This is a genomic window from Scytonema sp. HK-05 (genome assembly GCF_963872035.1).
Classification (GTDB): domain Bacteria; phylum Cyanobacteriota; class Cyanobacteriia; order Cyanobacteriales; family Nostocaceae; genus Kalymmatonema.
Window position 1 is genome coordinate 14,645 of sequence record NZ_CAWMYC010000165.1, and the last position, 23,379, is coordinate 38,023.

Sequence of the window (23,379 nt, forward strand, 5' to 3'; positions counted from 1 at the left end):
GGCACCCTACTTCAATTTAATGTTTTCTTTGTAAATGAATTCTAAATTACCTTGAAACTTATCCAAATCAAGAATTACCAGTCACCACAATCAACTGAGAGCAAGATAAATGGGGTGAATACGCTCGCAAGCACCGTACCATTTGTGCATAAGTTTATTTCATCGGCATCTACTAAGGATTAGAAGGAGAGCAAAGAAGCTGAACCTTCAAATCCAACAATTTCAAAGAGCAATATTAGGAGCCAAACATATGACGACATACGACCCCAATTACTGTCCACAACCTTGCGAATTCACAATCCCTATCAAATTGAACATACCCATCGAAATCGAGCCAAAACTATTGGTAAGAGCCCCCGGAACTGTTAGACAAAAAGTTCCTGTATATCTCGAACCCGATATCTACCTCGAACCAGAAGTGCAAGCACAACCACCTGTGTGTACTTTAAAGAATGGCTACAACAAAGAATATTCACAAGAGCAACCAGTAGTACAACAATCATAACGAAGATAGGCAATTATTGGATGCCAAAATTCATCTTAGTTGCTGATTGCTCAGAAGTTGCGAGTTCTGGGAAGCCTTTAACTACCCTTGATTGGGTGCCGGGCTTCCCGCCCGCTTAATCAATCCGACAATGTGTAGATATCAAATTAGCCCTAGTTTAATACTAGGGCTACAATTTAGCAATTATTAGACTTATTTTAATATTATTTTAAAATAGACAAAACCACAGATGCACACAGATGAAAACTAGTTATTTATCTGTGTGCATCTGTGGTAATTTTGTGGTTTATTTTCAAAAAACTTGGCTTTTGTAAGAGGTTTATTATGTTTTCCGATTTGGCGTTGTGTTATTCCCAGCTATAGTTAGCAAGTTTGCCCATAAACGTGATTGTTCCTACAGTGTTAACAGCAAAGGCTAAACCATCGTTAAGTGAGTCCAATACGCGTTTTGTAAGTCTTTTCTTTAATTGTGGTTTCAGTGGTGTAATCACTGCAAAACCTTGCTCAAGCAACAAGGTATTTATGATTTCATACTCTACTATTGTGTCTTCTTGATGATTTTTTGACTTGTCTTGCGTATCTTGAATCTGAGTAAAAGAATCTATGGATTGACTCTCTACTGTTGTGTCTTCTTGATGATTTTCTGCGCTATATTGCTGCTCTTGGATTTGGGTAACAGTGGAAAGAATCTGGGAACTTTCCGACCGATCAGTTTCAAGTTTATTTGATGAGACTTGGATATTGTCACTAAGCTCAGCTTGACCTACATTACTAATAGCGATCGCACCAGAATCTTCAATCAACTTCAACAATTCTTGAACCTCAACTTGGCGATCATGTGTAGGCGGTATCCCTAACACATCTAGTTCAATGTCGATAGGTACTTTTAATATAATCTGAATTTTGCGTTTTTGTGAATGGCAAGTTGGATCGGGGAGAGCAGACATAACTTTCAACCAATGCTAAACTTTCGTACTCAGCTAACAAACATTTAAAATGCATATTTTCTCATGAGATTTGTCATTAGTCATTAGTCATGTAAATCTGGGTTTGGAAAGCCGTCATACTTATTAGTACAAACAAAGGAAAAATGACAAATGACTAAGAAAGCTCATAAAAAAATAACGTGCAAATTAAATGTGCAACAGCTTAAAAAATTGGGACAAAAAAAAAGAGGATGGGAAGCCCACCACGCAATTTAGGGTAGTTAAAGGCTTCCTAAAACTGGCAAATTGTGAGTCAAAATCAGAAGCTAAGATGAATCATAGCATCCAATAATTGCCTCAGATTGCTTATGATTGTTGTACTACTGTTTGCTCTTGTGAGTATTCTTTCTTGTAACCATTCTTTAAAGTACATACGGGTGGTTGTGCTTGCACTTCTGGTTCAAGGTAAATATCGGGTTCGAGATATACAGGAACTTTTTGTCTAACAGTTCCGGGGGCTCTTACCAATAGTTTTGGCTCGATTTCGATGGGTACGTTCAATTTGATAGGGATTGTGAATTCGCAAGGTTGTGGAGAGTAATTGGGGTCGTATGTCGTCATATGTTTGGCTCCTAATATTGCTCTTTGAAATTGTTGGATTTGAAGGTTCAGCTTGCTTTGCTCTCCTTCTAATTGGCAATAAATGTCGCTGAATTTGACTTATGCACTCAGTAAGTGCCTCAGATTGCTTATGATTGTTGTACTACTGGTTGCTCTTGTGAGTATTCTTTCTTGTAACCATTCTTTAAAGTACACACGGGTGGTTGTGCTTGCACTTCTGGTTCAAGATAGATATCGGGTTCGAGATATACAGGAACTTTTTGTCTAACAGTTCCCGGGGCTCTTACCAATAGTTTTGGCTCGATTTCGATGGGTACGTTCAATTTGATAGGGATTGTGAATTCGCAAGGTTGTGGAGAGTAATTGGGGTCGTATGTCGTCATATGTTTGGCTCCTAATATTGCTCTTTGAAATTGTTGGATTTGAAGGTTCAGCTTGCTTTGCTCTCCTTCTAATTGGCAATAAATGTCGGTGAATTTGACTTATGCGCTTCTTAGCACTCCGGGCACTCCGTGCCCGCGCCAAGGAGCGATCGCTCATTAAATTTTGCTCATAAAAATTGCTAGGATGCTTGCTACTATTGGCTTTTTTATAAAAATGTCTTAAGCGGGCAATTGGCGAAAGCCTACAGTTTTAAGCCGAGTCAGTAAACCAAAAATCCCCGGGCTATCGAAACAACGCTTGCATTTAGGGACTTCCAATTAAAAAAATATCCAATTTGTAGTGACACAAACAATGGTGGGTTACGGCGCTGCGGCAAGTCCTGAATGTAAAACCTCAACTGTCGTGCGTCTAACCCACCGTATATAATGGATAATTTATTTTTTGGTACTCCCTTATTTGGACAAAAAGCCGGGGAAACGTCAATCCTGCCTAGCAGTAAACCAGGTCAGTGCAGACTGTGCAATATTTGGGGGGACTGTGTGGGAACCGTTGAACTCCTGATATAACACGTCGTAGCTAACATTTTGTAGCTGCGGCACAATCTTGCGGCTGCATCGGTTGATTGCCAGAACGGTGTCCGACTTACCATGTGAAATGAAGATGCGCGGCTTGCCTTGCTGCAAAGCCGGTGCCATAAACCCTGGTGAAAACGCTATGACATGGGTGAACAAGTCGCCATTCGTGATACCGATACTAAGTGCGTAGGAGGCACCATCAGAGAAGCCCTCAACAGCAATGCGTGTCTCATCTATGGCGTAGCGGCTCATCGTGATTGCTAACGCAGAGTCGATAAAAGTGATATCAGGACCGTAATGTCCGAACAGTATATCCCACGTTTGGAGACGAGATGACGGTGCAAGCAGGATAACCCCAGCTGCATCAGCAAGTTTTAGGAATGGAGTTAGACCACCTTGTGCATTGCCGCCCGCGCCATGTAGCATCAACACCAACGGTGCAGGTTTTGATGCTTGGTAGCTTTCAGGGACGTAGAGGAGAGCGTCGCGCTTGGCATCTAGTCCCAGTGATTGCAGACCGAGTGGTGGTGCTGCTGCTTGTGACTGCGGCGTCGGTCGTGCGAGTAAGCGTCCAAAAGCGTTTGCCTGTCTGTCTTTCTCGTCTGTTGTCATCGATATACTCCCCGATTTGCGCTTAATAGCACATGCTAGTGACGAAATCGCCGCAGTGATGCTTGCGATCCAAATGCCAAGTAGATGCCGGTGCGTAAATTCTGGATAGATGCCACTGTTGTGCCTGATCACGATGCACTCGCTTGTCTTGTTTTGACTTGCGGATGTTTCTACCTCAATGCATAGGTTAGCTCTCTTTGAAACTTTGTCTCATATATCTGGCGGGGTGGTTCATGTTAAATCAACGTGTAGTTAGGGTGTGAAGCTCCTATGAGCGGTGCTTTGAAGAAGGCAAACTCATTTCTTCAGGTTGTCATAAACGGCTGAAAAAAACTCCAACGCAAGCGATAGCGAAGGGCAGATAGCAATATTCACCTATTACTAGCGGCTGGTGACATTCTGCTTATCTTACCCCTCATCTGGATGAGATGCAATTGCTTTTTTAGCATACCAATCGTCCTTTAGATTGCGTACAGGTTAAACCTATAGGCAGGTAATTTTAGTGTCGAGAGTAATTATTATCAAACTATAAAGCAACGTTGAGATTTGTTAAATAAATGCTGGCAATGCAAACCAACACTAGTTTAACAAAGACCTCCTGCTGTTAAAGGTGACAAGCGCATTTTTTGGTATTGGCTGCGTTTGGCGTTACCAAGACTGTAAAGGTCATGAGTAAATTCCCAAGCAAACGGTTAGCTCATTTTGCGCCATTCTGCTTCATTTGTGTTATTTCTACAAAAAAAGTTCAATTTCTAAACAGCTATGAAAACTCGACAAAACCTTGAGCAAATTACGCTATACCTGACTCAAACTCTGACTGGATATGAAGTGATTCCAGCAACCTGGGGATGGCATATTCATAAAGGAGATATGTACTGCGGAAATCTAGAATATCAAGGAACAAGAGGATGGCAGGGTAGCGCTTTAAGTTGCCTCTCAACTGAATTAAGAGAAGAACTTAAGAAGTTTGTACAATCAGATTATTCTATGAACGAAGCTAGGACTTTGGTTGCTCATCTGTGAGAATTCATTGTCTCTACAGCAGAAGCCCCACTATTTTTAATAAAATAGTGGGGCTATCTAAGTAAAAAGGCACAAAGAAAATGAAGAAATTAAACCGGATGAACAAACAAGAATCTTCATCAATCCTGACGGAGCCTTTATTAAATTGACCGAAAAAGAAAAGGATACAAGCCCCGAAATTTATTTCTGGAGAAGAAAAAATGCGGATCAACTTTATTCAAGCCCCTGGATTCATCCGTGGGGTCTTCACTTTTGAATGCGTGAATGCGTGACTTTTGACTTCCCCGTAAGCGCAAAGCGCACGCACTCGCGTTCGCGCAGCGTCTCCGCTCTTGAGAAGGGGTGACGTATATCCGATACACTAGACTTGTTACAAAAGTGTGATTAATAGATATTTAGAACCACAGATGCACACAGATTAACACAGATGAATTATCTGTGTGCATCTGTGTTAATCTGTGGTTTCATTTTCATAAATTTGACTATTGTAAGAGGTTTATTATTGCACCGCAGGTTCTAACATCCGAATCGTCCCAGCGTCAGCATCGATTTCCACCTGTAAACCAATCGGTAGTGTCAACACATTTTCGATATGACCAATCATCGCACCGTTGTATGCAGGAATGCCCAGCGGTTTGATATGATCCCATAAGACTTCTTCGAGAGTGAGAGAAGCGTAGTCAGCGTCCGGCGAACAATCAGAACATTGTCCAAAAACAAAGCCAGCTAATTTGTCAAATAAACCCGCAATTTTTAAGTGAGTCATCATGCGGTCAATGCGATAAATATTTTCATGGGTATCTTCCAAAAATAGAATTGCACCATTCAAATTAGGTAAGTAGGGAGAACCTACAATAGCCGACAAAACCGAAAGATTTCCACCAATGAGCCTGCCTTTTGCTTTACCAGAAGTAATAGTTTGTACCCGGTACTTCACCTGCATCAGACGGTCAGAATCGTCGCCATCTTTTTGGTTTTGAAAAGTCACAGTTTCACCACTAAACAAAACGCGGCGAAAATAATCTGTTTGGGTAGTTCTCCAAGAACTTAGTCCGTTGGGACCATGAAATGTGACTAGGTTCGTCTGAGCATTCAATCCGAGAATTAAAGCTGTTATATCACTGAAACCAACCAGAATTTTGGGATTTTGGCGGATGCGCTGGTAATCTAGGTAAGGCAACATCCGGCTACATCCCCACCCACCGCGAATCGGTAAAATGGCGGCTACAGAGGAATCACTAAAAAACTGGTTAATATCAGCAGCACGGTCTTTATCTTTGCCTGCTAAATAACCATACCTTTCAAGTAGATGAGGTGCGAGTCGGGGGACAAGTCCCAATCCCTTGACTGCATCTATTACAATATTAAGTTCTTCGCGGATAAATGTCGCACCAGCAGGACTGACAATTCCCACAACAGATCCTGGCTGCAAACGCTTAGGTTTCAATAATGGTTTATGACTAGCTGCTCTTACCAAATTTTGCTCAGAGGCGAATACCCAAGAGGTAGCGGCTAAAGCTATGAGAAGGTTACGGCGGTTAATCATTAGAAATTTTTGCTATGGAAAGTAAGGATAATTAAACCACCATGCAATAAGCAATCGTAAATCATTGGTGAACAACAAGATTCCCGACTTCTTTAAGAAGTCGGGAATCTGAATCTTTTTGCGTTCGCGAAGCGGGCGCTCTGCGCCATCGCGAGGGCGCTACACACTCTTAAGCGGGTTGAGACTCTTTTTGGGAGTAAAGGCGATCGCAATATAATGCCCACATACTTCCAAACATACCTGTTAGGGAACTTGATATTGCAGCCGAGACGCCCCATCCCATTGGTCCTAACCAATCTGTAATTTCATTTAATAGAGCTGTAGTTCCTTTGGCAACAATATAAGCTGTCCCCGTTGCTGCAACGACAACTATACCCACCTCTGCCAGCATTTCTAGAACTCCTTTACTGGATAAATCTTCCTCAAAATAGATTTTCCAGATATTGGTGTACATTAGGATATCAGAAGCAGTTAAAATCAACTGCTTGGGAATTTCCACGCCCGGAGTTGGCGCGGCGGAAGCAGCACCGCTACCAACAGCGTAAGAGGCGATCGCTAAAGCAGCTTCTAATCTTTTCTTGCCCAGACTACTCACGGTGTCATCTCCTGTACCTTAGAGAGGCAGTGTTTGGTTCCGAGGGTTGCATTAACATTAACCCTGTCCAAACAGCTTTTCTAACTAGGGTAGACTATCCCCTCAGTTGGTAATCCGGATAATTTTTTTTACCGAAAAATTGGGTCTAAAGCCCCGTCCTTCGTTTGACGGCTTTCTCTTTGTCTTCAGGCTTCTAATCAGTTCTCGCGCGTACATCAGTTTTTGTTCTACCAACTTCGGAGCAGTAGTCTTCAAGGATTTGAAGTTCGTATTCTTCTACTCTAAAATAAGCATCGTTTCTTCATACTATTGTACGGATTTCTTGTGTACGATAGTAGCATGAAAACATTGAAGTTTAAGCTGTACTCACACAAACGGAATAGATACCTCAAGCGAATGATTAACGCTTCTGGGGTAATCTATAACCATTGCATTGCCCTTCCGAGTCGGTACTATAAGATGTGGGGTAAACACTTGAGTTGCACAAAACTTCAGTCTCATATAGCCAAATTGCGGAAACGTAACCCGTCTTGGCAATCAGTGGGTTCTCAAGCAGTACAGGATATCTGTCAACGCATCGAGAAAGCATACCAATTGTTTTTTAAACACAACAAGAAGGGGGTTCGTCCACCGGGGTTCAAGAAAGTTAAGAAGTACAAATCATTCACCCTAAAGCAAGCAGGGTATAAGTTTTTAGGTGGCAATAGGGTCAAGATTGGAAATCGGGTTTATCAATTTTGGAAGTCAACACAAATAGAGGGAACGGTCAAAACACTAACCATCAAGCGCACACCATTGGGTGAGTTGTTTATGGTTGTTGTAGTTGACGATGTAGTTAAGCGAGAAATCAAATTTGAGACGGGTAAAATTGCTGGATTTGATTTTGGGTTGAAAACATTTCTCACTTGTTCTGATAGCTCCAGTATTGAATCTCCCCAATTTCTTAAACAGTCCCTCAACACCATTAAGAAAGCGAGTAAGCAACACTCGAAAAAGCTAAAAGGTTCATCCAACCGGGAGCGAGCCAGAAAGAATTTGGTACGCAAACATGAAGATGTTTCCCTACGTAGACGTGACTGGTTTTGGAAACTTGCTCATGAGCTAACCAACAAGTTTGATGTGTTATGTTTTGAAACACTCAACCTCAAAGGAATGCAACGTCTTTGGGGACGCAAAATATCAGACCTAGCCTTTGGGGAATTTCTACAAATTTTAGAGTGGATTGCCAAAAAGAAAGGCAAGCAAGTCATATTTATAGATCAATGGTATCCGTCTAGTAAGACTTGCTTTAATTGTGAGCACGTTCTAGAAAGCCTTGATTTGTCAGTCAGGGAGTGGCGTTGTCCGTCCTGTCAATCAGTAAACGGAAGGGACGAAAACGCAGCGCGCGAATATTTGTGCAGTTGGGGCAACAAAAACGCTGGGTTAGGCGATGTAAGACGGGCTGTGCCTGCAATTGCTGTTTGAGCCTAGAATCCCCGTCCCTTGTAGGGCGGGGAGTATGTCAAAGTCTGCTACGCTACCTAAGAAGTAGGGTAAGAGGCAAGCAAAGCGCCAAGACTTGAAGTCTGGCTTTGAACTACCAAAACTCTTATTCCTCTTCGTTCCCAGTTTGTGCTTCCTCACTAGGGCGTTCGAGAGCAGGAGGAAAATCCACAAATTCTTGAGTTCTGGTCGTATTTGTCAAAATGCCTTCTTGCAGAATATCCTCAGGATCTGCTGATTTGTCTGCAGCTGACAAATTAATCTGACCGCTTGCGTTGACGTTGGGTTTGTCACCAGTACCTTTATGACTTGCATGACCACCTGGCATAGCTATTTCCTCTAAAGTGGTGAAGTGAATATAGTATCAGCCTAAACTCCTCTGTGATGAAAAATACACTATCACAAGGCTTAAATCCAATTATATAAAGACTTTAACTTTTGGCAGGTGCAGGGAAATCAAAAGGGTTAGGAGTGTTGGGCTGACTAGATTTGATGAGAATTAAACCACAAAAAAACAATAGATAAAAGGTTACTGAGTGTCTAGGGTATTATTGGAATAATAGTACAGTATTCACTCAATAAGTACTTTAAATTATTCCTATTGATTTTAGTCAACTGCTTTCTTGAAAGCTGTCAGTTAGCTTCAACTTGATGAAAAATATAGGTAAATAAAGAATTAAGTTGCAGCATTACTGATTGTTTCTAAATGTATTTGGTATTACCAGTAACGGATAGTGCTAGTGGCAACTGTTGTCATGCTGAAAATTTTTCAAAAATCGACTAGTCGGTCATCCTCTCAGGTGATGTCGTCTAAAGATTTGAAACGATATCTTAAAAGTACCAGGAGTTAATGAACTCTGGAGACCGCAACTATGAAAAAGATTATTACTGCTAGTTTAGTAGCTTTAGCCACTGCTACTGGTTTTCTAGTCAACAACCAGCCAGCTCAAGCTCACCCTCGACGTTACTATCCCTATCCTCTATATAGAAACTATCCGTTTTATAGAGGTCCAATAAGCTACTGCTATCCTGTGACGAACTGGACTGTTGACGAAGACCCAGGGTATCATCCTCAAGCCTACGCTGATGGGTATCGGCAAGGACAACAGAGTGCCAGAAAAGGAAACACGTACAAGCCGCGTACTGCTGGTGGTGAGTTTGCTCGTGGTTTTGATGACGGTTATTACGGGAGGGACTTTTCTGGTCAGAAACACGTCGTTCCCAACGAATATAAGCCATACAACACATCACAATGCGGTTGGTATTGATTGTGTGCACAGTGAAAGAAACCCGGTGGCTCTGAGAAACCAGGTTTCTTTGTTTAGTGTCCGTCAGATTTTTCCGCTACGGCAACATCCAAAAGATCTGAAAGTTGGAAGGCAGGCGATCGCCAAAGAAGAGGCAGGCGCTCTGCGCCATCGCGATTCGGGGCAGTGGCGAACCCAATCACTTTATTGACTACCTCGTCAAAAAACTCGAAAACTCACCCTTGCCTTTTTTCTCTGTGTTGACACCGCGTAACAGCAACTCTTGCATTCGCTCTTCCTGCTTCAAAATCTGTAAATCCACAAGTAAGCAAGGACTAAAGTAATTGCCGTTAACGGCAACCCAAACCGCAAATGTTCCCAAAAAGTCAACCGATGCCCTTGCTTTGCCACGGCTTCCGCCACAATCAAATTTGCCACCGAACCCAAGAGCGTCAGGTTTCCTGCTAGTGTCGATGCTGCCGCTAGCAGTAACCAGGTGCGTGTATCTGGATGGGGAATCAGATGGTGCAGCAGCAGTACTGCGGGGACATTTGAGACTAAGTTGGACAGCAGCGTTGTCACCCCTAAAATGCTGATTGGCGTGTGGACGAAGTTCGAGAACCAGTTTAGCAAACCCAACTTTTGTACCCCTTGGGTCAGTACAAATAGCCCAGAGAACATGACCAGTAAGTCCCAATCCACCTTTTGCAAAAAGCGTTCTGGTTTGACGCGGCGGGTGATGAACAACAGCCCGGCGGCGATGAGGGTCGCTTCGGCTGGTTCAAAGCCAATCAAGAATGCTACTAGCAAACCTCCGATAATCAGCAGACTCTTTGTCAGGAGGGGCTTAAACAGACGATAGCGTTTGGGCGGCGCGGACAGACACGCTTTTGTTGCTCGCACTTCTGGATACAACCACCACAGCAATCCCACTTGGATCGCCAGGCTAGACAGTGCCACTGGGGTGAGGGCTTTGCCAAACTCTAGATAACTGATGCCAGAAAACGAGCCAATCAGGATGTTTTGAGGATTGCCACTAATCGTTGCTACCGAGCCCAAGTTAGTGGCTCCTGCCAGTGCCAACAGATAGGGAACAGGGTTAAGTTGCAGCGACTGAGTTAGGCTCAAAACTAGCGGAGTCAGGATTAGGGCAATGGTATCATTAAGAAACAGTGCGGAGAGGATACCACTGCCGAAGGTTAAGACTACCAGCAGACCCAAAGGACTGCTGACAAATCGAGTTACGTAATCGAGTGCCAGTTGAAAGAAGCCGGAAGCAGCCAGGTTGGCACTAATGACCATCATGCCAAACAAGAAGATCAAGGTTTTGTAATCGATCGCCGCCCACGCCGCTTTTAGATCCAGCACCCCTAATGCCATCAGCCCAGCTGCGCCCACCAAAGCAATGGTTGCCCGATTCATTCGCAATCCAGGTAGATAGCCGAGTCCCAAGCCGATGTAAGTCAGTGCAATCAAAAGATATCGTAGAATTGTCATCTACCCACTTCCTATTCCCTACTTACTTAGTATCTTCTAGATGAAGCAAATTCAGTAGTTGAGCGTACCTGATGATGTTTGGTTTCAGGCACTAGGAACCAGAAAACCGCGCAAGCCACAACTGCGATCGCTGCTAGCATCAGAAATGCCCCATTAGCCAGCATTACGCTACCATGCTCGTTGTTGAACTTCACCGAGGGGTAGTATGTTTGACGTACACCTTCACCGCTCTCTGAAGCACCACCTTTGATACCTTGTTTATCCCAAAAGGACTCGCGAGTGTGAAAGGCAACTTTCGTTCCAGGACAGTAAACAGTGTTGTGAATCGAATCAAGTTTATCATCATCAAAGCCGCTCAATTCCAACTTGTGTAATACACTAAAGGGAATCGTGCATTGATTTTTAGATTTATTTTTAGCCATGAGTCTTTAGTCCTTGGCTAATAACTAATCCAACTGGTTGCTAGACGAAACTCGGCAATAAATAACTGCATTCACAGCAACGCTTCCTTCTTTCAAATTCTTCACTTGCGCGGTTATGCTTTTCGGTGTAAACCCGCTGATTCCCCAAAGTTCTTTCTGGTATCACTCGATTCTCGCTTTCCCATGGACGCAGCGTAGATGTAGAAACGCCGACCAGCGCATGCAAATTCTCCTACCACAGAAAAACTTACTCATACTAAATAAGTATAAGTAAGTTTAACAAACTTTTTGACTATTTAATTTAGCTCTCGGCGACCTTCCAAGGCTCTTGCCAAAGTCACCTCATCAGCGTACTCCAAATCCCCACCCACAGGTAAACCAAAAGCAATCCGTGTCACCTTGGTAAATGGCTTCAGTAGTTGACCGACATACAGTGTCGTTGTCTCACCTTCAATACTTGGACTAATTGCCATAATCACTTCTTCAGGCTTTTGCTGACTCACCCGCCGCACCAAAGCCTGAACTGTTAACTGTTCTGGACCAATACCATCTATCGGGGAAATCACCCCACCTAAGACATGATACTTGCCCTTAAACTCACGAGTTTTTTCCAAGGCAATCACATCACGGGAATCCGCCACCACACATATAGTGGTGTTGTCCCGATTTGGGTTGCGGCAGAGTTCACAAACTGGTTCAGAAGATAAGTGAAAGCAAACAGTACACAAACCTACCTGTTTTTTTGCCTCAATCAGGGCTTGCGCCAGAGCCTCTACTTCTGCTTCTGGTCGCTTTAAAATATGCAATGCTAGCCGCTGAGCAGTTTTTGGACCAACCCCAGGTAAGCGTTGCAGTTGTTCAATTAACCGTGCTAAAGGGCGTGCGTAAACCGTTGTCTTGTCTCCAGTATGTTCGTACCTTAACTATGATGCCATTCTTACAGGATTTTGGACGCTACTTCGAGATTCTTGATGGGGTGATCAGGGTTAAGTTCGTTTGTCTGTGGGCGAGCACAGAGAGTAAACAGCTAATCAAAGAAATATTGGAGAAACAGTTGGAGTCCCAAGTATACAGATTGAGGACTAGATAGATGATCCTTAAATATTGGTAAGGATTTTACGCGAAAATTCAAGACTTCTGGCATTTGCTTATATGCACCTCCAGGAAAGGGCATCCATACAGCTATGGGTGAATTCCAATGCTCCAGCCCTAAGAAAACTACTAGAAAGCCAACTGCTTCGCTAGCCTCTACTATCATGTACTAAGAACACGAAGCCTCAGCCTCCATAAAGGAACTAAGCTCAACTGTTCCGTTAGGTTCACAACTGTATATTTATGGCTAGAAACACAAGCAGAAAAATTTACCTCTCATATAAGGGAGTAGTTTATAAGTTTGTCACCTATCAGTTAGAAGACTCCGATGGCTCTTTCTATATTACTCTCCAAAGAGAGGGACACAGCTATGAATACATTAGATATTCCTCTAACCAAAGAGAGCCAGAGTGCTGCAACCTTGAGAAAAATAGGGAAAAGAGAAAGAAAATCTCCTATCACTCTAGCGGTTGCGTGCGATACCACAATGTCCATGAGCCATCAGCCTATTTTGAGCCACTATCAAACATTACAAAGCTTAACTTAGTTGCTTCTTACATCGTTCCTGCGGTGAATCGCCTTGATCCCTTTGATGGAGAATTGACTATCGAAGATTTTGTTATTGACATTGCCGATGATAAGAAAAAAATACAGTTTACATTTTCTATTGCTCCATGGAACGCCAAGATTGAATCAACACATATCGCGATACGATATGAGAATTTATTTTGTTTTTTGTTAGAGGTATCCGAGCCGAGAACCAATCTTCCTAATGAAATCGAAAATCATTTTGTATTTTTAACTCCTCAAAAGGGACTATATGAGGAACAAATTATTGATTGCGATTGTGCATTGGTCTTGTTTCATCAAAAATTACAAAACACTCGTGATCTAATTATTTATTCGCCAAACAAAGAAGGGATTTATAAAATTATATGTGCAGTACCGATGAGAATTCCTCCAGAGGTAGAGATAGAATTTGCTGATAGACAATATTGCTTTGAGATCATCAGTAAAACTAAATCAGTCATTAAATTCAAAGTAAAAGACAAACACGATCAGACGGTAAAGAAAGAAGTTCCTATAGTCGATATAACCTTGGATGCAGAATTTGGAGCCTAACCCCTGCTGCATCAGACGGTATTTAGACAATTGCCTCTGTTCCAGGTTATCTGCCGCTGCTCAACTTAAGTTGGTGAGACTTTAGAACTTTTTGGGGTAAAAAACCCCTGAAAGCCTTGTTAGACAAGGCAAACACATAAAAAGGGGGAACTTCAGTTTAGTGCTTTTACCAATACAGTTCAAAACAAAAACGCCCTCCATAAGGAGGGCGTTTTTGATTAGCTAAGCTTGAGAATTAGCCGTTGATAGCAGGAGCGCTCAAAGCAACAGGAGCAACTTCAGTTGCAGCCAAGTCTAGAGGGAAGTTGTGAGCGTTACGCTCGTGCATTACTTCCATACCCAGGTTAGCGCGGTTGAGGATGTCCGCCCAAGTGCCGATTACACGACCTTGAGAGTCAATCACACTGGAGTTGAAGTTGAAACCGTTGAGGTTGAACGCCATGGTGCTTACGCCCAGTGCGGTGAACCAGATTCCGATTACAGGCCATGCAGCCAGGAAGAAGTGCAAGCTGCGGCTGTTGTTGAATGAAGCGTATTGGAAGATCAAGCGACCGAAGTAGCCGTGGGCTGCAACGATGTTGTAGGTTTCTTCTTCTTGACCGAATTTGTAACCGTAGTTTTGAGATTCGGTTTCGGTTGTTTCACGAACCAAGGAAGAGGTTACCAAAGAACCGTGCATTGCACTGAACAAGCTTCCACCGAATACACCTGCTACACCGAGTTGGTGGAAGGGGTGCATTAGGATGTTGTGCTCTGCTTGGAACACCAACATGAAGTTGAATGTACCAGAGATACCCAAAGGCATACCGTCAGAGAAGGAACCTTGTCCGATGGGGTAGATCAAGAACACTGCAGTTGCTGCTGCTACGGGAGCAGAGAATGCTACGCAGATCCAAGGACGCATACCCAAGCGGTAGGACAATTCCCACTCACGACCCAAGTAGCAGAATACGCCTATCAGGAAGTGGAATACTACCAACTGGTATGGACCACCGTTGTACAACCACTCATCTAAGGAAGCTGCTTCCCAGATGGGGTAGAAGTGCAAACCAATAGCGTTGGAAGAAGGAACAACTGCACCAGAGATGATGTTGTTGCCGTATACCAATGAACCTGCAACAGGCTCACGGATACCATCGATGTCAACGGGAGGTGCTGCTACGAAGGCGATGATGAAGCAGGTGGTGGCGGCTAGCAAGGTGGGGATCATGAGGACGCCGAACCAACCGATGTATAGGCGGTTTTCGGTGCTGGTGATCCACTCGCAGAACCGACCCCAAACGTTGGCGCTTTCGCGACGCTGTAAGGTTGTGGTCATTTGCTTTATAAGTGCTTAGTTTTTTATGATTTGTGTAGGTGTTCTTGCCTACCTGTCTATTACATTAAAGGCATTATTGAGATTTGTAAAGATATTTTAATTAAGTATTAATTATCTAATTGATTTGCTTTACTTATCAATATCACAAGTTGTTTGTAGAACATGAACATAGGGTGCATTCGCGTAAGCGTAACGCACCCCTTACGTGCCTGATGGTTCCTATTTCTTCATCAACCAGGGGGCCATGTCATCTGCCGTCCGCCCAGGATATGCAGATGCAAGTGGTAAACAGTTTGACCACCATCAGGACCAGTGTTAATGACAAGGCGATAGCCGTTTGTGAGTCCAGCTTGTTCGGCAACTCGCTTAACTGTTAATAAAAGATGCCCAAGCAGGGCATCATCCTGAGATTCCGCATCAGTTAATTTGGGTATGGGTTTTTTGGGAATCACGAGGATGTGAACGGGAGCTTGGGGGTTGACGTCTTTAAATGCCAGCGCTAAGTCATCTTCATAGACTATGTCAGCTGGAATTTCCCGACGAATGATTTTGCTGAAAATTGTCTCTGTGGTTTCACTCATGCCAATTTACCTGTTCATCTGCTAGAGATTCTATAGGTTTAGTGTTCTTGATGAAATATTTAGCACATGCTTGCCAGAGTTTGGAGTGCGTCAATTGTCGGCATCGACGCTGTAAAAGTGGGCGTTGAAGTAGATGTGTCGGGAGGTTTGCCGGGAATTGTCGTCTTGGGACTTCCGGATGCAGCAGTTCAGGAAGCACGGGAAAGAGTTAAGGCAACCTTGAAAAATGCTGGTTTTGCCTTTCCTATGCGAAAGATTGTCATAAATTTGACACCTGCGGATTTACGCAAGGAAGGCCCATGTTTTGATTTGCCAATTAGTGTAGGGATTTTGGCGGCTTCTGAGCAAGTCAGTGCCCATTTGTTGGGAGATTATCTTTTCTTGGGTGAGGTGTCTCTTGATGGCAGTTTGCGCCCAGTTGTAGGTGTCCTACCTATCGCTGCTACTGCCGAAAAGATGGGAATTGTAGGTTTAGTGGTTCCTGCTGATAACGCACAAGAAGCTGCTGTGGTCGAAGGATTAGCTGTTTATGGTTTCAAAAATTTGTCTGATGTGGCTGATTTTTTGAATCATCCAGAGCGTTACAAGCCTGTGCAGTTGGACAGCGCTGTAGAGACGCGCCATGATGGGTTTTTACAAACAGCAGATTTGCAGGATGTGAAAGGACAGGCTCATGCTCGTCGTGCTTTAGAAATTGCAGCTGCTGGTGGACATAACTTAATATTTGTAGGACCGCCTGGAAGTGGCAAAACTATGCTGGCGCGACGTTTGCCTGGTATTTTACCTGCATTGTCATTCTCAGAAGCTTTGGAAGTCACTCGTATCCACTCGGTAGCTGGGTTATTGAAGAATAGAGGATCATTGGTGCGCGATCGCCCTTTCCGCAGTCCCCACCACTCAGCATCTGGTCCTTCTCTTGTCGGTGGCGGTAGCTTTCCCCGTCCTGGTGAAATTTCTTTATCACATAAAGGTATACTTTTCCTAGATGAGTTAACAGAATTTAAAAGAGATGTTTTAGAATTTTTGCGTCAGCCTTTGGAAGATGGCTACGTAACGATTTCTAGGACTAAACAATCTGTGATGTTTCCTGCTCAGTTTACTTTGGTTGCCAGTACCAATCCGTGTGCTTGCGGCTATTACGGAGATACGATAGCGCAATGTACTTGTTCGCCAAGGCAGAGAGAGCAATATTGGGCAAAGCTTTCCGGACCTTTGATGGATAGAATTGATTTGCAAGTTGCAGTGAATCGCCTCAAACCAGAGGAGATTACCCAACAACCTACAGGAGAATCATCAGCAACTGTCAGGGAACGGGTACAACAGGCACGAGACTACGCATCGAGTAGATTTAAAAATGAACAAAATCTATCTTGCAATGCCCAAATGCAGAGTCGTCATCTTCAGAAATGGTGCAAGCTAGATGATAGCAGTCGCAACCTATTGGAAGGGGCAATTAGAAAATTGGGTTTGTCGGCAAGGGCAAGCGATCGCATTCTTAAAGTAGCACGAACCATTGCAGATTTAGCAGGGGATGATGAACTGAAAACCAACCACGTTGCTGAAGCAATTCAGTATCGCACAATCGATAGAATGCAATAAAATATGTTAGGGTTCGACCGAATGATTTGAATTAACTTTGAGTGTTTGGTCATATTTTGAAGAATTTGTGCCATTTTGAGAATGTTTTGGCACCAGTGTCATCAACGAAATTAGGGTGAGCTGCATCAGTTCCATATATGCATCAATGTCAACCTGATCTGATAGCAGCATATGTCGATACTGCTGCTTAATATAACTCAGCTTTTGTAATGCGGCTTCTGGATCTGTCTGCAACGTTGCCTGCCATTCATCAAGTAGCAGGAGAGTTTCCATAACAAATTTTTTGCGCTGCTGCTCTAGGAGTCTACGACACTGATCTGTAAAAGTCTGTGTTTTGTGCCGCAGCTGCTCGTAGACTTCCGTTGTCACTGCACCCTCAACAAACATCAGCCGATGCTCTTGGCTGAGGTCTTCGATACCATCCAATGCCTGTTGGGGGTGGTCTGGCAACAGTGATTTGAGCTCATTAATCCGGTTGGCAGTTGTGGTCACCATTTTCTTAGACCGTTGTCTGTGCCACTGTCGCAACACTAATCCTAGTATGCTGCTGCTGCCCAAAATAAAAACTCCAGCCTGCAAGTCACTGTTACTTTCCCAATAATGCATCAGCGCCATGCGGGGATCACCTTGTTCAAACACCTCCTCTGCTGCTGGGTGGATGTAAAACAGCCCTTTTCTCAGTAGATTTTTAGGCTCTTCGTTTTGCAGTGCAGGATAGAACGGGGAATAAGTACGCGCAGTAAAGAGAATAGACCAGGTAACCAGTGCAACCTTCTGCCGATTCATGTTAGGGTGAGTCACCAACACGGTAGGAGTTGAGAGGGTCAGTAAGTTTCGGTCTGGAATCGGTGGACGCGATGTATAAGTTCCGGTAGGTAGCTCTGCACCTTGATAGGAACCGGGGTCGAAAACAGTCAACTGGTTGATTAATGCAGGTTCGATAGGAAGCAGCCTTAAGTCAGGATTGTTTAGAAATTCTTGCCGTAGATTTTGACTAGCACCCAGACTTCCTACATAAATAACTGCATCCACTTGTCGAAATTTCAGTTTCTTGAATGCTTCATCAAAACTAGAGTAATCTGGTTGAACAGTTATTTTATCTGCTTTAAGCAATCGGTCAGCAGTGAAGCTCATCCCGCTACCAGGAGTGCCAACAGCAACTCGCTTTCCTTGAAGGTCAGCGAACGTTTTTAAGCTAGAATCTTGGCGGGTAATAATGTGGACATATTCGTTTGCCAGAATCGCAACTGCTTCGACCTTTTCTTGGCGCATTGCCTCATTGGCAACATCCAACTGTACTATAGCGAAATCGACTTGGCGATTAAGCAAGCGTTTTAAGTTTTGCTGAGAGCCTTGCGATTTGATATTTTTAACAGAGAGTTTTACGGTATCCTTGGTAGATTGATTAATTTGCTCACCTAGGCGATTGTAGTAACTACCAGTAATGCCACTAGAGAGAGTGACGCTACTTGGCTGCGAACTGCAACTGCTCAAAGTTACTATGACTCCCCCTGCTAAACCATTGAGCAAAAGGACAACAGCTTTCGGACAATGGAGATATTGAGCACACTTTGATATAATATTTTTCGGTAGATTTGCCCAGGTTCGCTTGCCAGATAGTTCCGGTATCATCTCATTACTAGCCTTTATGGCGTTGTTATGTTGAAAGAATTTTATAGATAAAGACCAGCTGTCGAAATCATTCTCTTCAAGTCTTCTTCAGTTTCATTTATTGAGATTACGCCAAAGGTTAACAGTTTGCAACATTAATTAATAATTTAAGTAGGCAGTAAAACTATGTCTTTACTGGGAGCATCCCTAACTGTGAAACAGCATTCGCAATTCCTGCTGATTGCAAGCAAGGAGAATGCCCACATTGTTTTTTACCTTTTGCTAAAATGACGAAACGTCAGAAGCCTTGTTGACTTTAAAGCCTGTTAATTATTCGCACAAAATGAAATCATGATGGTTGTGATCCTGTGAGCCGAAGAACATTTTGATGGGTATACCGGACAAACGAAGTCAATGGAGTTGTGCGATCGCTCATAGGATAGCAGTGGTAATTGGTCCCTCTTGCGTCGCATCCACCAGTTGCTGACCTTGCAGAACAAGAAGCTGTTTGAAGATAGGATCTTTGTCTGCCTCGCTCAGAAGCACTTGCTTAATCAGTTCCGCCTGAGTTCCTGCTGTAGTAGCAACACTCTGCCCTTGTAGTTGAGTTAGGAAATTCCGCACGGTGGTTGTGACTTGCACTTGATCGGAACTATTGGCAACGATGTTGCGAACTTGATCGGCGGCTTCATTATATTCAATTTGCCCAGAGCCTGCCAGGTTAGTTATCGTACTGCCAGTAATGAAGAAACTGTTCCCCAATGGACGTTTGCTGAATTCTTTTATCGCCTCAGCTTGGTTGGTGGCAATTCACCAACATATTGACGATGTCATTGGTATGAATCAAGCTATTGGCGATCGCGCTGCCATCAAGTTTGCAGGAGCATTTTATCAAGGGCTGGGGAATGAACTATCCATTGAAGACGCTTATGAGCTTGGGCGCATCGCCATTCAACTAGCAGGCATTCCAGAGTCACTGACTCCAATTCTCAAAATTAGAGCGAAACCTCCTGCTGAAAGTCAAACTAGTTCTCAGCAGGAGCAAAAACAAGATAAACCGGAAGATATTTCACCATTTAGTAACTTATTTAACATATCAAACAGCAGTATCAAAAACGTTAGTGGATCGGGAACAATCAATTATCATGAATCATCTAGCTAATAGCTAATATCATGGCGAGATGAAAACCCACAATTAAGCTACTGCTATTTCCGGTAGCCAAAGTACAATAGAAGAGCAGTGACAAATAATTTGTCGCTCTACAGGTCATCTCTTTCTAAGCTTTCAATAAAGATTCTCCCCCATCAATCCAAACTTCGGTACCAGTAATGTGGCTGGAAGCATCTGATGCTAAAAAGAGAACTAATTGTGCTACCTGCTCGGACGTTCCTGGTTTGCCATCAGTCAAAGGAATGTGCCCTTCAGGAAACTCAACAGGTTCTTGAACGCTTTCTAAATCCCGTCTTTGAGTGCTTTCGTTAATATTTGTTTCAATGGCACCAGGGCAAATTACGTTAACACGAATGCGGTGTTTAGCTAGCTCCAAAGCCACCATTTTTGTGAAAGCCACTTGTGCCGCTTTTGTGCAAGAATAAGCAGTAGCGCCAGTGTTACTAAAAATACGCGTACCGTTGACAGATGAGGTGATAATCACAGAACCTCCCTGCTTTTTCAAATAAGGCACAGCGTATTTTACTGTGAGAAATGTTCCTTTTAAATTGACATTGATTGTTTTATCCCACTCTTCGGGTGCCAATTCCTCGATAGGTGCCCATACGCCATTAATACCGGCGTTGGCAAACACAATATCCAAACGTCCCCACTTGTCCACTATTTGCTGGGTGACTTGTTGCATTTCTTCCGGATGAGAAATATCGGCAACTAGCGGTATTGCTTCACCATTATCATTTTGAATTTCAGCAACAGTGTCTTCTAGTTCTTCCTTTGTCCGCCCCAAAGCAGCAACTTTTGCTCCTTGTTTTGCAAACAATTTTGCTGTCGCTTTAGCTATACCTGAACCTGCTCCTGTTATTAGAGCCACTTTACCTGCTAGTTGCATAAAAAATATTTTTATTTTTTTAACTAACAGTTGTTTAACATAAACTTGAGTTTTGATTCATACTGCTACTGGCATAAAGATTTTCTCTGTCTAATTGCATAAATCATTAGACAGAGGACAAGCAATACTGTGTGATTTAAAATACGCTTTAACTTGTCTGTCGTAAGAGTCAGGGACTCCTAGTTGAGTGCAAACCCCACGAATAAATTCGTTGGCTCTGCAGTTAACGCAACCTGACCAGCTTCAGTCCTTTACTGGACTACGTTTAGAGAAAGTGCTATAAGTCCCACCTACAAATGCTTGCCAGTTTGTAGCTCTGGAACCAAGCAATTAAACAAGTTTAAGGGAGTTAAGCTAGTGTCGCTTGGAGTCAGCCGTCTCTAAACATTTTGCAGTCTACGATTACCCAGAAATGGGGTATCTCGGAAACGAGAATTAGGGATGAGTTTGACTCTGAATAAATTTAGAGTCAAACTCATCCCCATAAATAGAATTTAGGGGCTTCAGCTCTTTGATTTTCGGTGATGACGCTACCGTGATGTCTCTTCGATACTGCTTTCGATATGACAGCAATTGCACTTCCCTGGATATAAGAAATAAATGACAGCTTTATTAACTACCACTGCACAATTTGAGCGAGTTGCCAAAATAGTGGCGCAAAGGGTGGCGCAGCTATTGTGCGCGGCAGTTTTTGTAATTGACCAACATTCAATAGCAATTGCCAGTAGCGATCGCAAGCTTGTTGGCCTTTCCTTCAACCATATCTGTGGACAACTCACTTTTGATTACCTACGAGTGCCGATTTATTTTGATACACAAGTAGGTGAAGTGATTATTGGCAAACCTGACAATGGTGAGGAAATTTCTCCTCGCTTAGCACAGGTCATCGTGGAACTGGTAGTTAATCAAACAGCAGTCATTGATGCTTTGCCTAACCAACATCACTTAAAGAATAAGTTTATCTACGACTTACTTAACGGTTTAATAGATGACGAGGCAACTGTCCTACACCATAGTAAACTTCTAGGCTTAGATTTAACACCACCCCGTGCAGTGATTTTAATCGATGCTGCCGATTACATTTTAGGAAATGGAGTCTCTGATGAAGACTTGGAGAATGTCTCAGCGTCACTGCGTCCCCGCGTCGCCACCTCCTCTTTAGCAGAGGCGCAAATACGGCGACGGGCTACTTTAGTCATTGGCAGTGTTGTCAGCTTTTTCCATCTGCCTAACGATACAATTTGCGCTTATCTCGGTGATGGCGAGGTGGCTGTCCTTAAAGCAAGCGATACGAAAAACTTGGGGAGTTGGGCAAATCGTGGCGATGTTCCAGACCAGTGTAGTTCTTCTTGGGCAAATCTCACAGCGCTAAAGCGGGCGGCAGAGGCTTTATTATCAAGGTTACGAGCTGATACCGACGCATCGATTAGCATTGGCATTGGTCGCTATCACCCAGGAATGCGCGGACTTGCCCAATCATACCAGGATGCACGGGCAGCTTTGTCTTTGGGGTGCCGCTTTCGCGATCGCAATCAAGTACATTGCCTAGATAGATTGGGAATTGCAGCTTTTATTGGGGTTGCGGATGAGCAGACAAAAATCGAATTAGCAACATATCTATTGAGTCCTCTCAACCACGAACCGGAATTGCTCACAACCTTAGATACATTCTTTTCTGAAGACTGCTGTCCCTCTTCCACAGCAAATCGGCTGTCGATTCACCGCAATACTCTGAGTTACCGATTAGATAAGATTACCTCGCTCACTGGACTAGACCCACGCCGCTTTGATGACGCGGTGCAGATTCGTTTGGCTTTGCTCATGCGGAGACTGCGGTGATTGTTAATATAACGTTTTGTAACAAGTTTTCAAGCTCGCCCCCTAATACTGGGCTGCGATGTTATGATTAGAAGTGAGAATTAATTCGGCGACTTCGTTTGTTTTTAGTATTGACAGGCTTTTTCCTTTTGGTATTTACAGGCTCCTCTCCGAAATCTAAATCTCTACACACTTATGATTTTGGAGATAATCTATGTCACTTTATGTAGGTAACCTCTCTTACGAAGTTACACAAGATGATCTGAATGCTGTTTTTGCAGAATATGGTTCTGTAAAACGTATTCAGCTACCTACTGACCGTGAAACAGGTCGTCTACGCGGCTTTGGTTTTGTGGAAATGGGTACAGAAGCTGAAGAATCAGCTGCCATTGAAGCTCTTGATGGCGCTGAATGGATGGGTCGTGACCTTAAAGTAAATAAGGCTAAACCCAGGGAAGATAGAGGTTCGTTTAGTGGTAACCGAGGCAACAACAGCTTCCGTAACCGCTACTAAGCGAAATAGACTAAACCCTATTGCTCTTAAATAACTTCTCTTGAACCCACCCAGATTCCCATCTGGGTGGGTTCGTTTTTGCCAACAAATCCCTTCTTAATGTTGCATTTTTTTAATCTGTTACATGACTTTACAAATGTAAGTGTTACAACACAATAATTTGGAGTACTACCGCTTCTAAAAACCGAAGCATATCTAGGCATAAATCCGTAAATATGGGCAAGCT

26 protein-coding genes and 1 pseudogene are annotated in these 23,379 nt (G+C 43.3%); 10 read left to right on the forward strand and 17 right to left on the reverse strand.

Going from position 1 to position 23,379, the window contains the following annotated elements:
- Positions 1-250 precede the first annotated feature (250 nt).
- Complete coding sequence (locus AACT52_RS38305) at positions 251-505, forward strand: hypothetical protein (protein WP_073635488.1); 255 nt, start codon at positions 251-253, stop codon at positions 503-505.
- 347 nt (positions 506-852) lie between these two features.
- On the opposite strand, the gene AACT52_RS38310 is transcribed toward AACT52_RS38305, so the two are convergent.
- The 4 genes from AACT52_RS38310 to AACT52_RS38325 all read right to left on the reverse strand — a co-directional run bounded on the left by AACT52_RS38310 (position 853) and on the right by AACT52_RS38325 (position 3,623).
- On the reverse strand, positions 853-1,452 hold the full coding sequence (locus AACT52_RS38310; protein WP_073635489.1) for a hypothetical protein: 600 nt from the start codon (positions 1,450-1,452) through the stop codon (positions 853-855).
- Between the two features lie 345 nt (positions 1,453-1,797).
- Entirely contained in the window at positions 1,798-2,052 is a 255-nt protein-coding gene (locus AACT52_RS38315) for a hypothetical protein (protein WP_073635490.1), read from the reverse strand.
- A 128-nt stretch (positions 2,053-2,180) separates the two neighbouring features.
- On the reverse strand, positions 2,181-2,435 hold the full coding sequence (locus AACT52_RS38320) for a hypothetical protein (RefSeq protein WP_073635491.1): 255 nt from the start codon (positions 2,433-2,435) through the stop codon (positions 2,181-2,183).
- Positions 2,436-2,915: 480 nt separating this feature from the next.
- Positions 2,916-3,623, reverse strand: a complete 708-nt coding sequence (locus AACT52_RS38325; RefSeq protein WP_073635492.1) for an alpha/beta hydrolase — start codon at positions 3,621-3,623, stop codon at positions 2,916-2,918.
- Positions 3,624-4,385: 762 nt separating this feature from the next.
- On the opposite strand from AACT52_RS38325, the gene AACT52_RS38330 reads away from it, so the two are divergent.
- Positions 4,386-4,646 carry a hypothetical protein gene (locus AACT52_RS38330; protein WP_073635493.1) on the forward strand — a complete coding sequence of 87 codons (261 nt, stop codon included), beginning with the start codon at positions 4,386-4,388 and terminating at the stop codon, positions 4,644-4,646.
- Between the two features lie 499 nt (positions 4,647-5,145).
- Here the strand turns inward: AACT52_RS38330 and AACT52_RS38335 are convergent, their stop codons facing one another.
- Positions 5,146-6,192 carry a S66 peptidase family protein gene (locus AACT52_RS38335; RefSeq protein WP_073635494.1) on the reverse strand — a complete coding sequence of 349 codons (1,047 nt, stop codon included), beginning with the start codon at positions 6,190-6,192 and terminating at the stop codon, positions 5,146-5,148.
- 169 nt (positions 6,193-6,361) lie between these two features.
- Positions 6,362-6,787, reverse strand: coding sequence for a hypothetical protein (locus tag AACT52_RS38340; protein ID WP_073635495.1), 426 nt, complete (start codon positions 6,785-6,787; stop codon positions 6,362-6,364).
- Positions 6,788-7,126: 339 nt separating this feature from the next.
- Here AACT52_RS38340 and AACT52_RS38345 point away from each other — a divergent pair, with 339 nt between their 5' ends.
- Positions 7,127-8,254 carry an RNA-guided endonuclease InsQ/TnpB family protein gene (locus AACT52_RS38345; RefSeq protein ID WP_073635496.1) on the forward strand — a complete coding sequence of 376 codons (1,128 nt, stop codon included), beginning with the start codon at positions 7,127-7,129 and terminating at the stop codon, positions 8,252-8,254.
- A 124-nt stretch (positions 8,255-8,378) separates the two neighbouring features.
- On the opposite strand, the gene AACT52_RS38350 is transcribed toward AACT52_RS38345, so the two are convergent.
- Positions 8,379-8,600, reverse strand: a complete 222-nt coding sequence (locus AACT52_RS38350) for a hypothetical protein (RefSeq protein WP_073635497.1) — start codon at positions 8,598-8,600, stop codon at positions 8,379-8,381.
- Between the two features lie 544 nt (positions 8,601-9,144).
- Here AACT52_RS38350 and AACT52_RS38355 point away from each other — a divergent pair.
- Together AACT52_RS38355 and AACT52_RS38360 are read left to right on the forward strand one after the other, a co-directional pair.
- Positions 9,145-9,540 (forward strand): hypothetical protein, encoded by a 396-nt coding sequence (locus AACT52_RS38355; RefSeq protein WP_073635498.1) that lies wholly within the window; start codon positions 9,145-9,147, stop codon positions 9,538-9,540.
- A gap of 25 nt (positions 9,541-9,565) precedes the next feature.
- On the forward strand, positions 9,566-9,730 hold the full coding sequence (locus AACT52_RS38360; protein WP_158054950.1) for a hypothetical protein: 165 nt from the start codon (positions 9,566-9,568) through the stop codon (positions 9,728-9,730).
- Positions 9,731-9,822: 92 nt separating this feature from the next.
- Here AACT52_RS38360 and AACT52_RS38365 read toward each other — a convergent pair whose 3' ends face one another.
- From AACT52_RS38365 to recR, 4 genes and pseudogenes are all read right to left on the reverse strand, one after another.
- Positions 9,823-11,016, reverse strand: a complete 1,194-nt coding sequence (locus AACT52_RS38365) for an anion transporter (RefSeq protein ID WP_073635499.1) — start codon at positions 11,014-11,016, stop codon at positions 9,823-9,825.
- Positions 11,017-11,168: 152 nt separating this feature from the next.
- Positions 11,169-11,411, reverse strand: a pseudogene (locus AACT52_RS38370) (FAD-dependent oxidoreductase); the annotation flags it as partial.
- A 67-nt stretch (positions 11,412-11,478) separates the two neighbouring features.
- Positions 11,479-11,664, reverse strand: a complete 186-nt coding sequence (locus AACT52_RS41655; protein WP_073635500.1) for a MerR family DNA-binding transcriptional regulator — start codon at positions 11,662-11,664, stop codon at positions 11,479-11,481.
- 70 nt (positions 11,665-11,734) lie between these two features.
- Positions 11,735-12,292, reverse strand: a complete 558-nt coding sequence (gene recR, locus AACT52_RS38375) for a recombination mediator RecR (RefSeq protein WP_233154170.1) — start codon at positions 12,290-12,292, stop codon at positions 11,735-11,737.
- Positions 12,293-12,773: 481 nt separating this feature from the next.
- Between recR and AACT52_RS38380 the strand changes: the two genes are divergently transcribed.
- Positions 12,774-13,652, forward strand: a complete 879-nt coding sequence (locus tag AACT52_RS38380; protein ID WP_073635503.1) for a hypothetical protein — start codon at positions 12,774-12,776, stop codon at positions 13,650-13,652.
- A gap of 235 nt (positions 13,653-13,887) precedes the next feature.
- On the opposite strand, the gene psbA is transcribed toward AACT52_RS38380, so the two are convergent.
- Both psbA and AACT52_RS38390 read right to left on the reverse strand, forming a co-directional pair.
- The gene (gene psbA, locus AACT52_RS38385) at positions 13,888-14,970 is read right to left on the reverse strand and encodes a photosystem II q(b) protein (RefSeq protein WP_073635504.1); all 1,083 of its coding nucleotides are present in this window, start codon (positions 14,968-14,970) and stop codon (positions 13,888-13,890) included.
- Between the two features lie 230 nt (positions 14,971-15,200).
- Complete coding sequence (locus AACT52_RS38390) at positions 15,201-15,551, reverse strand: histidine triad nucleotide-binding protein (protein WP_073635505.1); 351 nt, start codon at positions 15,549-15,551, stop codon at positions 15,201-15,203.
- 66 nt (positions 15,552-15,617) lie between these two features.
- Here AACT52_RS38390 and AACT52_RS38395 point away from each other — a divergent pair, with 66 nt between their 5' ends.
- Positions 15,618-17,150, forward strand: a complete 1,533-nt coding sequence (locus tag AACT52_RS38395) for a YifB family Mg chelatase-like AAA ATPase (RefSeq protein WP_073635506.1) — start codon at positions 15,618-15,620, stop codon at positions 17,148-17,150.
- 6 nt (positions 17,151-17,156) lie between these two features.
- On the opposite strand, the gene AACT52_RS38400 is transcribed toward AACT52_RS38395, so the two are convergent.
- Together AACT52_RS38400 and AACT52_RS38405 are read right to left on the reverse strand one after the other, a co-directional pair.
- Complete coding sequence (locus AACT52_RS38400; RefSeq protein ID WP_083630754.1) at positions 17,157-18,782, reverse strand: TAXI family TRAP transporter solute-binding subunit; 1,626 nt, start codon at positions 18,780-18,782, stop codon at positions 17,157-17,159.
- A gap of 411 nt (positions 18,783-19,193) precedes the next feature.
- On the reverse strand, positions 19,194-19,523 hold the full coding sequence (locus AACT52_RS38405; protein WP_073635507.1) for a hypothetical protein: 330 nt from the start codon (positions 19,521-19,523) through the stop codon (positions 19,194-19,196).
- Here AACT52_RS38405 and AACT52_RS38410 point away from each other — a divergent pair.
- Positions 19,504-19,923 carry a hypothetical protein gene (locus tag AACT52_RS38410; protein ID WP_337251788.1) on the forward strand — a complete coding sequence of 140 codons (420 nt, stop codon included), beginning with the start codon at positions 19,504-19,506 and terminating at the stop codon, positions 19,921-19,923. The genes AACT52_RS38405 and AACT52_RS38410 overlap by 20 nt on opposite strands.
- A 115-nt stretch (positions 19,924-20,038) precedes the next feature.
- Here AACT52_RS38410 and AACT52_RS38415 read toward each other — a convergent pair whose 3' ends face one another.
- A complete protein-coding gene (locus tag AACT52_RS38415) occupies positions 20,039-20,821 on the reverse strand; it encodes an SDR family oxidoreductase (RefSeq protein WP_073635509.1) in 783 nt (260 codons plus the stop codon).
- A gap of 600 nt (positions 20,822-21,421) precedes the next feature.
- On the opposite strand from AACT52_RS38415, the gene AACT52_RS38420 reads away from it, so the two are divergent.
- Positions 21,422-22,660, forward strand: coding sequence for a PucR family transcriptional regulator (locus AACT52_RS38420; RefSeq protein WP_073635510.1), 1,239 nt, complete (start codon positions 21,422-21,424; stop codon positions 22,658-22,660).
- A 193-nt stretch (positions 22,661-22,853) separates the two neighbouring features.
- A complete protein-coding gene (locus tag AACT52_RS38425; protein ID WP_073635511.1) occupies positions 22,854-23,153 on the forward strand; it encodes an RNA recognition motif domain-containing protein in 300 nt (99 codons plus the stop codon).
- Between the two features lie 26 nt (positions 23,154-23,179).
- On the opposite strand, the gene AACT52_RS38430 is transcribed toward AACT52_RS38425, so the two are convergent.
- Positions 23,180-23,379, reverse strand: a 200-nt coding sequence (locus AACT52_RS38430) for a hypothetical protein (protein ID WP_233154169.1), incomplete at its 5' end; no start/stop codon positions are given.

Coding starts and splice junctions, on each gene's coding strand:
- AACT52_RS38305 (WP_073635488.1), top strand. CDS start 251: ATGACGACATACGACCCCAATTACTGTCCACAACCTTGCGAATTCACA.
- AACT52_RS38310 (WP_073635489.1), bottom strand. CDS start 1,452: ATGTCTGCTCTCCCCGATCCAACTTGCCATTCACAAAAACGCAAAATT.
- AACT52_RS38315 (WP_073635490.1), bottom strand. CDS start 2,052: ATGACGACATACGACCCCAATTACTCTCCACAACCTTGCGAATTCACA.
- AACT52_RS38320 (WP_073635491.1), bottom strand. CDS start 2,435: ATGACGACATACGACCCCAATTACTCTCCACAACCTTGCGAATTCACA.
- AACT52_RS38325 (WP_073635492.1), bottom strand. CDS start 3,623: ATGACAACAGACGAGAAAGACAGACAGGCAAACGCTTTTGGACGCTTA.
- AACT52_RS38330 (WP_073635493.1), top strand. CDS start 4,386: ATGAAAACTCGACAAAACCTTGAGCAAATTACGCTATACCTGACTCAA.
- AACT52_RS38335 (WP_073635494.1), bottom strand. CDS start 6,192: ATGATTAACCGCCGTAACCTTCTCATAGCTTTAGCCGCTACCTCTTGG.
- AACT52_RS38345 (WP_073635496.1), top strand. CDS start 7,127: ATGAAAACATTGAAGTTTAAGCTGTACTCACACAAACGGAATAGATAC.
- AACT52_RS38350 (WP_073635497.1), bottom strand. CDS start 8,600: ATGCCAGGTGGTCATGCAAGTCATAAAGGTACTGGTGACAAACCCAAC.
- AACT52_RS38355 (WP_073635498.1), top strand. CDS start 9,145: ATGAAAAAGATTATTACTGCTAGTTTAGTAGCTTTAGCCACTGCTACT.
- AACT52_RS38365 (WP_073635499.1), bottom strand. CDS start 11,016: ATGACAATTCTACGATATCTTTTGATTGCACTGACTTACATCGGCTTG.
- AACT52_RS38380 (WP_073635503.1), top strand. CDS start 12,774: ATGGCTAGAAACACAAGCAGAAAAATTTACCTCTCATATAAGGGAGTA.
- psbA (WP_073635504.1), bottom strand. CDS start 14,970: ATGACCACAACCTTACAGCGTCGCGAAAGCGCCAACGTTTGGGGTCGG.
- AACT52_RS38390 (WP_073635505.1), bottom strand. CDS start 15,551: ATGAGTGAAACCACAGAGACAATTTTCAGCAAAATCATTCGTCGGGAA.
- AACT52_RS38395 (WP_073635506.1), top strand. CDS start 15,618: ATGCTTGCCAGAGTTTGGAGTGCGTCAATTGTCGGCATCGACGCTGTA.
- AACT52_RS38400 (WP_083630754.1), bottom strand. CDS start 18,782: ATGATACCGGAACTATCTGGCAAGCGAACCTGGGCAAATCTACCGAAA.
- AACT52_RS38410 (WP_337251788.1), top strand. CDS start 19,504: ATGAAGAAACTGTTCCCCAATGGACGTTTGCTGAATTCTTTTATCGCC.
- AACT52_RS38415 (WP_073635509.1), bottom strand. CDS start 20,821: ATGCAACTAGCAGGTAAAGTGGCTCTAATAACAGGAGCAGGTTCAGGT.
- AACT52_RS38420 (WP_073635510.1), top strand. CDS start 21,422: ATGACAGCTTTATTAACTACCACTGCACAATTTGAGCGAGTTGCCAAA.
- AACT52_RS38425 (WP_073635511.1), top strand. CDS start 22,854: ATGTCACTTTATGTAGGTAACCTCTCTTACGAAGTTACACAAGATGAT.